The sequence below is a fragment of the Streptomyces sp. NPDC002838 genome (assembly GCF_040295365.1).
GTDB lineage: Bacteria > Actinomycetota > Actinomycetes > Streptomycetales > Streptomycetaceae > Streptomyces.
In genome coordinates, this window is sequence record NZ_JBEOVF010000034.1 from 101,975 (window position 1) to 114,714 (window position 12,740).

At 72.5% G+C, this 12,740-nt stretch carries 10 protein-coding genes and 3 pseudogenes; 7 read left to right on the top strand and 6 right to left on the bottom strand.

Annotation, left to right across the window (positions count from 1 at the left end; genetic code table 11):
* The first annotated feature begins 85 nt into the window (after positions 1-85).
* A complete protein-coding gene (locus tag ABT063_RS34500) occupies positions 86-3,244 on the top strand; it encodes an FAD-binding and (Fe-S)-binding domain-containing protein (RefSeq protein ID WP_351063946.1) in 3,159 nt (1,052 codons plus the stop codon).
* Between the two features lie 39 nt (positions 3,245-3,283).
* Here the strand turns inward: ABT063_RS34500 and ABT063_RS34505 are convergent, their stop codons facing one another.
* Positions 3,284-3,910 carry a sigma-70 family RNA polymerase sigma factor gene (locus ABT063_RS34505; RefSeq protein ID WP_502990938.1) on the bottom strand — a complete coding sequence of 209 codons (627 nt, stop codon included), beginning with the start codon at positions 3,908-3,910 and terminating at the stop codon, positions 3,284-3,286.
* 125 nt (positions 3,911-4,035) lie between these two features.
* Positions 4,036-4,695, bottom strand: a complete 660-nt coding sequence (locus ABT063_RS34510; RefSeq protein ID WP_351063948.1) for a hypothetical protein — start codon at positions 4,693-4,695, stop codon at positions 4,036-4,038.
* A 182-nt stretch (positions 4,696-4,877) separates the two neighbouring features.
* On the opposite strand from ABT063_RS34510, the gene ABT063_RS34515 reads away from it, so the two are divergent.
* From ABT063_RS34515 to ABT063_RS34525, 3 genes and pseudogenes are all read left to right on the top strand, one after another.
* Positions 4,878-5,165 (top strand): metal-sensitive transcriptional regulator, encoded by a 288-nt coding sequence (locus ABT063_RS34515; RefSeq protein ID WP_351063963.1) that lies wholly within the window; start codon positions 4,878-4,880, stop codon positions 5,163-5,165.
* A gap of 124 nt (positions 5,166-5,289) precedes the next feature.
* Complete coding sequence (locus ABT063_RS34520) at positions 5,290-5,937, top strand: TetR/AcrR family transcriptional regulator (RefSeq protein WP_351063950.1); 648 nt, start codon at positions 5,290-5,292, stop codon at positions 5,935-5,937.
* 78 nt (positions 5,938-6,015) lie between these two features.
* Positions 6,016-6,129, top strand: a pseudogene (locus tag ABT063_RS34525) (TetR/AcrR family transcriptional regulator); the annotation flags it as partial.
* Positions 6,130-6,187: 58 nt separating this feature from the next.
* Here ABT063_RS34525 and ABT063_RS34530 read toward each other — a convergent pair.
* A complete protein-coding gene (locus ABT063_RS34530) occupies positions 6,188-7,807 on the bottom strand; it encodes an MFS transporter (RefSeq protein WP_351063952.1) in 1,620 nt (539 codons plus the stop codon).
* Between the two features lie 169 nt (positions 7,808-7,976).
* On the opposite strand from ABT063_RS34530, the gene ABT063_RS34535 reads away from it, so the two are divergent.
* Positions 7,977-8,654 (top strand): TetR/AcrR family transcriptional regulator, encoded by a 678-nt coding sequence (locus ABT063_RS34535; RefSeq protein ID WP_351063954.1) that lies wholly within the window; start codon positions 7,977-7,979, stop codon positions 8,652-8,654.
* 129 nt (positions 8,655-8,783) lie between these two features.
* Here the strand turns inward: ABT063_RS34535 and ABT063_RS34540 are convergent.
* Positions 8,784-9,234, bottom strand: a pseudogene (locus ABT063_RS34540) (alpha-L-rhamnosidase N-terminal domain-containing protein); the annotation flags it as partial.
* On the opposite strand from ABT063_RS34540, the pseudogene ABT063_RS34545 reads away from it, so the two are divergent.
* Positions 9,224-9,871, top strand: a pseudogene (locus tag ABT063_RS34545) (FG-GAP repeat protein); the annotation flags it as partial. The pseudogenes ABT063_RS34540 and ABT063_RS34545 sit on opposite strands and share 11 nt — an antisense overlap.
* Positions 9,872-10,271: 400 nt before the next feature.
* Positions 10,272-11,468 (top strand): cytochrome P450 family protein, encoded by a 1,197-nt coding sequence (locus ABT063_RS34550; RefSeq protein WP_351063955.1) that lies wholly within the window; start codon positions 10,272-10,274, stop codon positions 11,466-11,468.
* Between the two features lie 35 nt (positions 11,469-11,503).
* On the opposite strand, the gene ABT063_RS34555 is transcribed toward ABT063_RS34550, so the two are convergent.
* Both ABT063_RS34555 and ABT063_RS34560 read right to left on the bottom strand, forming a co-directional pair.
* On the bottom strand, positions 11,504-12,250 hold the full coding sequence (locus tag ABT063_RS34555; RefSeq protein ID WP_351063957.1) for an anti-sigma factor: 747 nt from the start codon (positions 12,248-12,250) through the stop codon (positions 11,504-11,506).
* A partial coding sequence (locus ABT063_RS34560; RefSeq protein ID WP_351063958.1) for a sigma-70 family RNA polymerase sigma factor occupies positions 12,247-12,740 on the bottom strand: 494 nt, incomplete at its 5' end. The genes ABT063_RS34560 and ABT063_RS34555, both read right to left, overlap by 4 nt.

The following is a 12,740-nucleotide window of genomic DNA, read 5'->3' on the forward strand; positions in this document are numbered from 1 at the left end:
TCGGTGCGGCCGTGGGGTACCCGGCCGTCCCGTGCCTCGGGCACGGCCGCCGCTGCCGCCGCGCCGACAACCGAAGGAGGGCTCCATGGGCGTGCCGAACCTGCCCGATCCCGTCATCCTCCCCACCGGGTCCCCGCCGTCGGCCGACACCAGGGAACTTCAGGCCGCGCTGCGTGAGCGGGTCGACGGCGAGGTCCGCTTCGACGCCGGGAGCCGGGCCGCGTACTCCACGGACGCCTCGAACTTCCGGCAGACCCCGATCGGCGTGGTCGTCCCCCGTACGCCCGAGGACGCCGCGGCGGCGGTGGCCGTGGCCCGTGAGCACGGCGTGCCCGTGCTGTCCCGGGGCGGCGGGACGAGCCTGGCCGGGCAGTGCGCCAACACCGCCGTCGTCATCGACTGGTCGAAGTACTGCGACCGGCTGGAGTCCGTGGACGCCGACGCCCGCACCTGTGTCGTGCAGCCCGGCATCGTGCTGGACGAGCTGAACCGGCAGCTCGCGCCGACGGGGCTGCGCTACGGCCCGGAGCCCGCCACCCACGCGAACTGCACCATCGGCGGCATGATCGGCAACAACTCCTGCGGGGCCACCGCGCAGGCGCACGGCAAGGTCGTCGACAACATCGCCCGCCTGGAGGTGCTGCTCTACGACGGCACCCGCTTCTGGTGCGGCGAGACGAGCGACGAGGAGTACGCCGAGATCGAACGGCAGGGCGATCTGCGCGCCACCGTGTACCGGCGGCTGCGCGCCCTGCGCGACACCTACGCCGACGAGATCCGCCGCCGCTTCCCGGACATCCCGCGCCGGGTGTCCGGCTACAACCTCGACTCGCTGCTGCCGGAGCACGGCTTCGACGTCGCCGGACTGCTGGTCGGCAGCGAGTCCACGCTGGTCACCGTCCTGCGCGCGGAGCTGGAGCTGGTGCCCGTGGTCGAGGAACGCACGCTGATGGTGATGGGGTTCCCGGACATCGAGACGGCCGCGGACGCGGTGCCGACGGTGCTGCCGTACGAACCGATCGCGCTGGAGGGCGTCGACTCCAAGCTGATCCGCGACGAACAGCTGAAGAACCTCAACCCCAAGGCGATCGCCGAACTCCCCGCAGGACGCGCCTTCCTGATGGCGCAGTTCGGCGCGGACACCATCGAGCGGGCGGAGGACCAGGCGCACCGGATGCTGGACGCCCTCCACGAGTCCGAGCACGACCCCGAGGTCGCCTTTTTCGACGACCCGGTGCGCGAGGAGGAGTTGTGGCAGGTCCGCGAGGCCGGCCTCGGCGCCACCGCGCACGTCCCGCACCGGCCTGACACCTTCGAGGGCTGGGAGGACTCCGCGGTCCCGCCCGACCGGCTCGGCGACTATCTGCGCCGACTGCGCGGCCTGTACGAGGAGTTCGGCTACCTCAGCGACACCGGGCCCAGCCTCTACGGCCACTTCGGGCAGGGCTGCGTGCACACCCGGATCCCCTTCGACCTGTACTCCGCCGACGGGGTGGCCGCCTACCGGCGGTTCATGGAACGGGCGGCCGACCTGGTCGCCGAGTTCGGCGGCTCCTTCTCCGGTGAGCACGGTGACGGTCAGAGCCGGGGTGAGCTGCTGCCCCGGATGTTCGGGCAGGAGATGGTGGAGGCCTTCGGGCGGTTGAAGGCCGTGTTCGACCCGCTGGACCGGATGAACCCCGGGAAGGTCGTGGCGCCGTACCGGCTGGACGAGAACCTTCGGCTGGGCGGTGACTGGGCGCCGTACGACCCCCGCGACCTCCACTTCCGCTTCCCGGAGGACGGCGGGTCCTTCGCGGAGGCCGCCAACCGGTGCGTGGGCGTGGGGAAGTGCCGGCAGCACACCACCAAGGGCGGCGCGGTGATGTGCCCCTCGTACCAGGTGACCATGGAGGAGGAGCACTCCACGCGCGGGCGGGCCCGGCTGCTGTTCGAGATGCTCGACGGGCACGGCGACAGCGCGATCCGGGACGGCTGGCGGTCGGAGGCGGTGCGCGACGCGCTCGACCTGTGCCTGGCCTGCAAGGGGTGCAAGAAGGACTGTCCGGCCGACGTGGACATGGCCACGTACAAGGCGGAGTTCCTGTCCCATCACTACGAGGGCCGGGGGTGGCGGCGTCCCCGCGCCCACTTCTCCATGGGCTGGCTGCCCGCCCTCGCCCAGGCCGTCGGCCGCGCGCGGCTCGGCCCGGTCGTCAACGCGCTCACCCACACCCCGCCGCTGTCGAAGGCGGCCGTCGCGGTCGCGGGCGTCGAGGACCGGGAGGTGCCGCTGTTCGCCGGGCAGACGCTGCAGCAGTGGTTCGCGCGGCATGAGCCGTACGGCGATGGGGCACGTGGGACCGTCATGCTGTGGCCGGACACCTTCACCAACCACTTCCATCCGCACGTCGGGCAGGCGGCCGTACGGCTGTTGGAGCACGCGGGGTGGCGGGTGGTCCTGCCCGACGAGCCGCTGTGCTGCGGGCTGACCTGGATCTCCACCGGGCAACTGGCCGTCGCCGAGCGCGTGTTGAGCCGTACCGTGCGCCATCTCGCCGACCACGTACGGGCCGGTGGTCTGGTGGTGGGCCTTGAGCCCAGCTGTACGGCCGTGTTCCGGTCGGACGCGGGCGAGTTGTTCCCCGGCGACCGTGATGTGCGCAGGCTGCGCGAGCAGACGGTGACCCTGGCCGAGCTGCTCACCGAGCACTCCCCCGGCTACGAGCCCCCGCACGTGCCGGACCGTTCCGCGCGGGCGGTGGCCCAGGTGCACTGCCACCAGCACGCGGTGCTGGACTGGACGGCCGACGAGCGGCTGCTGCACCGTGCCGGCGTCGACGTCGAGCGGCTGGAGTCCGGCTGCTGCGGGCTCGCCGGGAACTTCGGCTTCGAGCGCGGGCACCTGGACGTCAGCGAGGCGTGCGCGGAGCGGGTGCTGCTGCCGCGGCTGCGGGAGGAGGCGTCGGAGACGGTGGTGCTGGCAGACGGCTTCAGCTGCCGTACCCAGATCCACGAGTTCGACAGCGGCGGCCACGAGGCGGTGCACGTCGCGGAGCTGCTGGCCTCCGCGCTGCCCGACAGCGCCCGTTCCGACGCGGCCCGTTCCGGCGCGCTGGGCAGCGCGTACGGCGTCGCACCCGGCGTCCGGCCCGCGCCTCCGGGGCGCCCGGCCAAGGCGCTCGCCCTGGCCGGGACGGGCCTGGCCGGCCTGGCCGCGGCGGGTACGGCGGCCAGGCTGGCCCGGAACAGGCTGACGCGCTGAATCAGGCCGCCAGTACGGTCGACCCCTCTTCGCCACTGCCTAAAGGGCGTGGGAGGTGCCCCCATCGGCCAGCAGGTCGATGAGCGTCTCCCGTGCCCGGGCCACCCGCGAGCGCACCGTCCCGATGGGGCAGTCGCTCAGCTCGGCGGCCTCCGCGTAGGGCAGGCCCAGCAGTTGGGTGAGGACGAAGGCCTTCCGGCGCTCGTCGGGCAGCGTGTCCAGCAGGTCGAGCAGTGCGACACCGTCGTCGAAACCGGGCAGGCCCTGCGGCTGGGCGCGCTCGACCGCCAGCTGCCAGTCCGGCACGTCGCACGGGCGGGGCCGGGCGGCGGCACAGCGGTAGCCGTCGATCACCGAGCGGCGGGCGATCGCCAGCAGCCAGGCCCGCGCCGAGGAACGTCCTTCGAACCGGTGCAGGCTGCCGAGCGCCCGCAGGAACGTGTCCTGTGCCAGGTCGTCCACGGCCTGGGGGTCGGCGCTCAGGTGGGCGACGTAACGCAGGACGTCACGGTGCAGTGCGCGCACGAAGTGCTCGACGGCGACCGCGTCACCGGTGCGGGCGGCGAGCGCCCAGGCGGTGGCCGACGCGTCTATGGAGTCCCTTGATTCCCTCGGGTCCCGTTTGTCCTGGCTGTGGGCAGGGGCGGGCAGGGTAGGAGTGATCACCTGGTGTCCTTCTCGGGTCAGCGGTGGCCCCGGTGGGGGGTGGGGAGTCGGCCGTACGACGCCTGTGCGGGCGTACGGCAGAAGCCCGAGGCGCCGTACGGGCTGCCTCGGGCTACCAGCTGTCTTCAGACGACAGCCGTCCCCAGGGGTGGACCCCGATGGGTGATCGCGTGGACGAGAAGGAGCAGGCGCGGTGCCCGATCCGAGCTGCTGGCACGCACGCGCAGGCGCGGGGGATGCGGCGGGGCGGGCAGCGCGAGCAGCAGCCGCAGAGGCGCCGCCAGCCATCCGCCGACGGCCCGCAGGATGCGGAACGCGGCCCGTTCGCCGTACGCCAGCCACAGGCCGCACAGCAGCGCGGCCAGCAGGTGGGCGGCGAGCATGCCGGACGAGGAGGTGCCGCCGCCGGTGGAGTGAGCCATGTCCCCCATGTGATCCATATGGCTCGTGCCCATATGGCCCATGGCCCCGGAGTCCATGCCTTCCGTGCCGCCCATGTGCGTCGAGCTCATGGGCACCGACCACACGGTCGCCGACTGGGCGACCGAGAACGCCGAGTGGAGAAGGGTCTGGGCGCCGACCACGACGGCCACGATCAGCGCAGGCCCGCGCTCACGACCGGTCAGACACCAGCCGGCGGCGCCGGTCACGGCCAGGCCGGCGGACAGCACCCACGCGGGTGCGTGGCTGCCGGACATCATGACGTGGCCCAGGGCGGCGAGCAGCACACAGACGGCCGCGAACACCGCGGCCCGTACCGTGCGCGAACACCGCCCAGCTGTCATGGCGCCTCATCCTCGCATCAACGCGCAGTTCGTCACGCCTGGGTACGGATAGCCCCCCTGGCCCGGACTCATCCCCACACATGTGATCCACACCACGTCACTGCGGGCGGTCGGTCGGCCGGTCGTCGCCAACCCACCCAAAGGGAGTACATTACCCCTAGGGGTATGACTGAGGAGTGATGGTGGATCTGGAACTCGCGGGCACGGAGCTGAAATCCGTACTGAACCGACTGCGCAGGGCTCAGGGCCAGATCTCCGGAGTGATCCGCATGATCGAAGAAGGCCGCGACTGCGAGGACGTCGTGACGCAACTGGCCGCTGCGTCCCGGGCCCTCGACCGGGCGGGCTTCGCCATCATCGCCACCGGCCTCCAGCAGTGCCTGACGGACACCGACGGCGACGGGAACCCCGGCGAGAACCGCGAGGAGATGCGCGCCCGCCTGGAGAAGCTGTTCCTCTCGTTGGCCTGAGCCGTCGTGGCCCGCGACAGAACGCGTCAGCAGGGGCCGGGCGCGTGTGTGCCCCCATGGCAAAATGGATCTGCTGTTCGCCCCGCTTCGCTGTTGTCCGTACTGATCCATCGAGGTTCCTTCCGTGACCAAGCCCGTGGGCCGCGAACCGGTGCGACGCAATGCGCGGTCCAACCGGGCGCGCATCCTGAGCACCGCCCGCCGGGAGCTCGGGCGCGATCCGGACGTCACGCTGGAGGAGATCGCGCGGGCCGCCGGTGTCGTACGGCGCACCCTCTTCGGTCATTTCCCCGGACGCGCGGCCCTGTTGGAGGCCCTGACCGAGGAGGCGTCCGAGACACTGCGGGAGGCGGTGGTGCGCGGGTCGCGGCCCGAGGAGCCGGCCGACCGGGCGCTGGCGTACTTCGCGTTCGCGATGTGGCCGGTGGGCGACCGCTACCGGATGCTGCTGGGGCTGGCCCGGCGCGACCTGGGCGCGGAACGGGTGGCGGAGGTCCTGTCCCCGGCCCGGGACGCGGTCACGGCCGTCCTGGAGCGGGGACAGCGCGAGGGCGTCTTCCACACCCACCTGCCCGCCCCCGTGCTCAGCGCCGGCCTGGAGGCGATGACGGTCGCCCTGCTGGAAGAGGTCAACACCGGGGCGCTGCGGGACGACGGCACCCGCACCGCCATCGCCACCCTCATCGCGGCCGGAGTGCCGGAGCAGCAGGCGAGCGCGGTGGCCGACGACGTGGCCTCCGCCGTGGTCACGGACACCGCCCCCGACGCCTGAGACGACACCGGCGCACCTCTCGGGCTCCCCTCGTGCTCCGCCGTTCGCGGCGGTCGGCTCCCCGGCGGGCGCAGTGGCCCCGACCTGGACGGTGACGAGGCCGCGGCGAACCCGGCGGAGTTGGTCCTGCGCATGCTGGGCGTCACTCCGGACGACGCCCGCGAGGCCGCCCGGCGTCCGCTGCCCGACCTCGACCGACGAGGGCCTGCCCGGCATGATCCGCCGGACAGGCCCTGGGAGGACAGAAGCCCTACCGGGTGCCGGAGTACTCCTCCGCGGCCGCCTCCGTCTCCTGCGACCGGCCCTCCGGCCGGCCCTTCGCGGCCGCGCGGCGGCCGGGCAGCACGGCGAGGACGATCATCGTGCCGGCGGCCATGGTGATCCCGCCGACCAGGCTGGTCTGCGCGACACCGTGGGCGAAGGCCTCGTGGACGGCGTCCACGACGGCCTGGGCCTGCTGGGGCCCGCCGGAGGGAGTCTTGGCGATCTGCTCGGCGACGGCCAGGCCGCCGCCGACCGAGTCCTGGGCGGTCTCCAGCGCGGCCGCCGGCAGCCGGCCGCCCATCAGGTCGGTCAGCTCGTCCCGGTAGGCCGTTCCGAGGAGTGAGCCGAGCACGGCGATGCCCAGGGAGCCGCCGAGTTCCAGCGCGGTGTCGTTGGCGCCGCCGCCGACGCCCAGTTCGGACTCGGGGAAGGAGTCCATGATGGTGTCGGTGGCCGGGGACACGGACAGGCCGATCGCGAAGCCCAGCAGCAGCATCGGCGTGAGGAAGTCGCCGTACGCCGAGGCCTTGTCGACCTGCGTGAGCAGGAAGACGCCCACCGTGCCGATCACCATGCCGGCGGTCACCATGGCCTTCACGCCCAGCTTCGGGGTGAGCCGGCCGGTCGCCGCGGCGCCGGCGAACACGGCCCCGGCCAGCGGCAGCAGTCGTACGCCGGTCTCCAGTGCGTCGTAGCCGAGGACGAACTGCAGGAACTGGGTGGAGTAGTAAATCGCGCCGAAGGTGCCGAAGAAGAAGAACAGCACCGCGAGCATCGACCCGCTGAACGGCCGCAGCCTGAACTTGCGCACGTCCAGCATGGGGTGCGGGTGACGCAGCTCCCAGACCACGAAGGCCAGCAGGCCCACGCCCGCGACCACGGCCGCGGTGACCGGGCCGGCGCCCCAGCCGAAGTGCGGGCCCTCGATGGTGGCGTACACCAGGGAGCCGACGGAGACGATCGAGAGCAGGCCGCCCACGTAGTCGATCCGGCCCATGCCCTCCGCCTTCGACGGCGGCACGAGGGCCAGCGCGCCGACGACGGCGACGACCGCGATGGGGATGTTGATCAGGAACGTGGAGCCCCAGGCGTAGTCCTCCAGCAGCCAGCCGGCGACCAGCGGGCCGACGGCGATGGCGAGGCCGGAGGTGGCGGTCCAGGCCGTGATGGCCTTGGCGCGCTCGGCCCGGGGGAAGATCGCGACCAGCAGGGACAGCGTGGCCGGCATGACCACGGCCGCGCCGACGCCCATGATCGCGCGGGCCGTGATGACCAGTCCGGTCTCCTCGACCAGGCTGCCCATGACCGAACCGCCCGCGAAGATCACCAGACCGGTGATGAGGGCGCCGCGGCGACTGTACTTGTCGCCGATCGAGCCCAGCACCAGCATCAGCGCGGCGTACGGGACGGTGTAGCCGTCGATGACCCACTGCAGGTCGCTGCTGCTCAGGCCCAGGTCCGTGGTCATGTCCGGGGCGGCCACGATCAGCGACGTGTTCGCCATGACCACGATCAGCAGGCTCAGGCAGAGCACCAGCAGGGCCCACCAGCGCCGGGCGTACGGGCCGGCCATCTTGTCGACGGAGGTGGTGGCAAGGAAGGGCATCGGGGGCTCCTAAGGGACACGAGGACGAGTTAATTGCCCATCGATGTGCAGGCTAGTTTATTGCTCGCCGGTGTGCAAATATCTCGACGGGCGAGCCGTCCGCACGTTGCCCCCTTCGCCCGCCCCTCCTCCACCCAGCCCTTTCGCCCGACGCGCCGAGGTACCCGATGTGAACAGCCGACCGGCCCCGCCCCCACCACTCCCGCCCCGCCGCCGCAAGGCGGCCACCACCCGCACCCGCATCCTGGAAGCGGCCCGGCGGGAACTGGGCCGTAGCCCCGACAGCAGCCTGGCCGACATCGCCGAGGCCGCCGGGGTGGCGCGTCGTACCGTCTACGTGCACTTCGCCGGGCGGGCCGCCCTCGTCGAGGGACTCGCGGCGGACGCCGGGGAAGCGATACGGCTCGCGGTCACCGTCGCCCGCGCTCCGGCCGCCCCGGACGCCGCGACCGCCCTGGCGCGCTTCGTCCTCACCCTGTGGCCGGTCGGCGACCACTACCGCACGCTGCTCACCCTGCCCCGCCATGACCTGGGACCCGACCGGCTGAGCGAACTCCTCGCCCCCGCCCGCGACACGGCCGCCGGGATCCTCGCCCACGGCCAGCGACAGGGCCTCTTCCACACCGGCGTCCCGTCCGGCCCGCTCAGCCGAGCCATCGAGGCGCACCTGCTGGCGCTCCTGGACAGCGTCAACTCCGGCATCTGGACCGACGACGGGACGGGCGCCGCGACGGCGGCCCTCATCGCCGCGGGCGTCGACAGCGACATCGCGGCCTGCGAGGTCCGCCGGCTGCACGGCACCGGGCCGAGTCGTACGAAGTCACGGTGCGGGATTGGGCCGTACTGAAGGATCTCGACGGGGCCCAGTCGCGCGCTCCGAGAGCCGGGCCGTTCTCCGCCACGAAACGGTCAGTGGAGCCGGGCGGTCAGGTGGTACCGGCCGGACGGGATCCGGTACGTGGACACCCCGTCCGCGTGGCCGAGGAAACGCACCCTGCGACGTCCCGTCGGCGTACCGGACCAGCAGCCTGGCCTTGACCGCCAGGGCGTTGCCGTCCTCCGAGTAGTACGTACTGCGGTCGGATACGCGGCCGTTGTACCAGCCGTTGCCCAGCACCACCGCGAGGGTGACGTCCGGCTCCCGCGTCACGAGGTCCGTGACGTCATAGGTCAGGTAGTTGACGCGCGCGTCGTAGTTCGTCCAGCCAGGGGGAAGCAGCTCGACCGTGGTGGAGCCGTCCTGCGGAGAGGTAGAGCCGCGCCTCGCGGACCTCGCTCCGGCTCTTGCCTGGACCCGCGGTCCTGAGGGCCGCCTCCTTCCGCAGCATCGGCGCTCCGGGCGAGTTGGGGGCCTTCCCCTTCATCCCGATCCACCGCGCGCCGTCCCATCCGCCGACGCCGTCAGTGCTCATCAGGCCGGTCTCGAAGACGGGCGACATCGACAACGACGGCTACGACGACCTGGTCTACGGCGGGCCGGACCGCCCCGACGACCACCACGAGCCCCTCACCGGCGGAGTCGTCGGCGTCTACTTCGGCAGCGAGGAGGGGGTGAAGGGCGTCAACGAGCACGGCACCGTGGCCCAGGTGTGGACACAGGACAGCGGCGGCGTCCCGGGCACCGGCGAGCTCGGCGACGGCTTCGGCGCGGACGTCTCCCTCGCCGACATCGACGGCGACGGCTACGCCGACCTGGCCGTCGGCGCACCCGGCGAGGACATCGGCACCGTCGCGGACGCGGGTGCGGTGTGGCTGCTGCGCGGCTCGGCCACCGGGCTGACCGCGGCCCGAGCCACGTCCTTCAACCAGAACTCGGCGGGCGTACCCGGCACGGCGGAGCGGGGAGACCGCTGGGGCGGGCAGGTACGGCTCGCGGACACGGACGACGACGGCCGCTCCGAACTGCTGGCCGCGGCGCCCGGCGAGAACACCTCCGACGGAGTGGTCTGGGTCCTTCCCGCGGCCGCCACCGGGACGGTGGCCGACGGCTCCTGGTCGTACGGCGGCGGCTCGCTCGGCGCGCCCGGCACCGATGCGCGGTTCGGCGCGGCGATCGACGAGTGATCCGACACGTATGACGCAACCTGACCGACCCCGGACACCGGTGTGGAGTCCGCTGCCGGAGACTTCCCGCCGAACCCGGGACCGTCTGCCTGGGAGCGAAAGTGGACGCTTTGCAGCCGACGAGCGGTCATTGCCGGAGGCGTGATGCGACGATGCCGGCGTGGAATGGGTCGGGAAGCCTCTCTTGTCGGCGTCGCGCGCTCGGGGGGACATCGGTGGCCGCCCCCGGCCCTTGCCTCGCGTGTTCTCTCCTGCCGTCACGTCTGACGCCCGCCCCGCGCCGTGTGGCTCGCGGCCGGGCGCACCTGGGCTCCTGGCGGTTCCGGCCCACCGCCGGGACCGGCCCGTCTCCGCGCCGTCCCGGCCGGACATCCGTCCCTACCAGTGAGGTGATAGCACCATGAGCATCGTCGACCTGGCCGCGCTGGGTGAGTCCTTCACCCGCGACCCCTACCCTGTGTACGCCCGGTTACGGGCCCAGGGCCCGGTCCACCGCATCCGGATGCCGGAAGGGGGCGCTTCGGCCTGGCTCGTCGTCGGATACGAGGCCGGGCGTGCGGCCCTCGCGGACCCCAGGCTCTCGAAGGACTGGAGCAAGGCGTCCCCCTCCCTGCCACTGGGTGCCGTCTCCTCCGGTCCGCACATGCTCAGGGCCGACCCGCCGGACCACACGCGGCTGCGCAAGCTGGTCGCCCGTGAGTTCACCGCACGCCGGGTGGAGGAACTCGCACCGCGCATCCAGAAGACCACCGACGCGCTCCTGGACCGGATGCTCACCGCACCCGACGGGCGCGCCGACCTCGTCGAGGCGCTGTCCTTCCCGCTGCCCATCTCCGTGATCTGCGAACTCCTCGGCGTACCGGACCTGGAGCGCGAGTCCTTCCGGACGTGGTCGAACGACGCGCTCGGCGCCACCGCCCCCGAAGACCGCAAGGCCGCGGCGGCCTCGATGGCCCGGTACATGGCGGAGTTGGTGGAGGGCAAGCGGCAGCGGCCCGGCGACGACCTCATGAGCGCGCTGATCCACGGCTCCGGCACCGACGGCGACAGGCTGTCCCACGAGGAGCTCCTCGGCATGGCCTGGCTGCTGCTCGTCGCCGGCCACGAGACCACCATGAACCTCATCTCCAACGGCGTCCTGGCCCTGCTCACCCACCCCGGGCAACTGGCCGCCCTGCGCGCGGACCTCTCCCTCATCGACACCGCGGTCGAGGAGATGCTGCGCTACGAGGGCCCCGTGGAGACCCCCACGTACCGCTTCACCACCGAGCCGGTGACGATCGGCGACACGGTCGTCCCCGGAGGCGGCGAACTCGTCCTCGTCGCCCTGGCCGACGCCAACCGCGATCCCGTGCGCTTCCCCTCCCCCGACCGCTTCGACATCTCCCGTGACGCCCGCGGCCATGTGGCCTTCGGCCACGGCATCCACTACTGCCTGGGGGCGCCGCTGGCCCGCGTCGAGGCGCGCATCGCCATCAGGACGCTGTTGGAACGCTGCCCCGACCTGGCCCTGGACATCCACCCGGCAGCGATCACCTGGCGCCCGGGGATGATGATCCGCGGTCCGCGGAGCCTGCCCCTACGGTTCACCCGGTAGGCCGACGACAGGCCCGATCGATCCCAGCCACACGATCAGGAAGTGGGAAGGCGCCATGTGGTGAGGGGATCGGTGGTGGGTCGGGAGGAGCCTGTGCTTGGTTCGACGGTGATGGCAAGTGAGGCGGCGGTACCGGGCGGGGGGAGGGACACGGCCTGGAGGCCGGGTTTGGCGGGGAGGAGCCCGGCGGGGCGGACTTCGTCTCCGGGGTCGGCGTACCACAACTGGTAGGTCCTGTCGGGGGGCAGGGGAGCGAGGTCCTGGCAGAAGTAGGCGGCCTGGTTCAGGTGGCGTGAAACCACGACGGTGCCGGAGCCGCCGTAGGCCGTGCTCTTCTGGACGACGGTGGTGTCGGGGGCCGCGAGGAGCCGAGCGAGGTCGGCGGCGTCGCTCTCGGCTTCCTGGCGTGTCTGCCGCGTCTCCTGGTACTGCCAGGCCGCCAGGCCGCCGAGCGCGGCGGCCGCGGCGAGACTGGCGGCCAGCGCGAGGCGCAGCAGACGTGGCGGGGACCGCCGGCTGCGGTGCTCATCCGCCTGACCGGGGAGCGTCGGTGGGAGCTGCGGAGTCCGGGCCACCTCGGCGAGGACACGTTCTTTCAGACTCGGCGGCGGGGTGCGGGCTGCCGCGAGGGCGAGCCAGGCCGCGGCCTCCTGCTGGCGAGCGGTCTCGTGGACGCAGTCGGGACAGTCGGCGACGTGCCGCCGGAACCCCTCCCGCTCCTCCCGCGTGAGGGCGTCCAACGCATAGGCACCGGCGAGGTCGTGTGGGTCGGCTGTGGTCACGGCGGAGCTCCCAGGCAATCCCGCAGACGGGTCAGTGCCCTGCGCAGGCGACTCTTGACGGTGCCGAGCGGCAGGGACAGCGCCGAAGCGATCTCGGTATGGGTCAGGCCCCGGTAGTAAGCGAGCAGCACCGGCTGCCGCAGCTCGGCGGTGAGCTCCTTCAGGCAGGAGCGGACTTGTTCGCGTTCCCCGAGCGTCTCCACCGTCTCCACGACGTCGTCGAAGGCGGGAGTCGACTCGTGCTGGGAGACGGCGCGCTCGCGTTCGGCGGACCTCCGCGCGGTGCGGACGCTGTCCACGGCGCGATGGTGGGCGATGGTCATCATCCAGGTCATGGCGTGCCCGCTCTCGGGCCGGTAGCGGGGGGCACTCTGCCAAACCTCCAGCATGACCTCCTGGGCGACTTCCTCGGCGCGTGCCGGGTCCTGCAGGACCCGGCCCCCGAGTGAGGAAAAAGGGGCCGCGGGCGCGGCGGTAAAAACGGGGTAGT

What these genes read in the sequence shown, in the direction of transcription:
- ABT063_RS34500 (WP_351063946.1), top strand. Translation starts at nt 86, where the DNA reads ATGGGCGTGCCGAACCTGCCCGATCCCGTCATCCTCCCCACCGGGTCC.
- ABT063_RS34510 (WP_351063948.1), bottom strand. Translation starts at nt 4,695, where the DNA reads ATGACAGCTGGGCGGTGTTCGCGCACGGTACGGGCCGCGGTGTTCGCG.
- ABT063_RS34530 (WP_351063952.1), bottom strand. Translation starts at nt 7,807, where the DNA reads ATGCCCTTCCTTGCCACCACCTCCGTCGACAAGATGGCCGGCCCGTAC.
- ABT063_RS34550 (WP_351063955.1), top strand. Translation starts at nt 10,272, where the DNA reads ATGAGCATCGTCGACCTGGCCGCGCTGGGTGAGTCCTTCACCCGCGAC.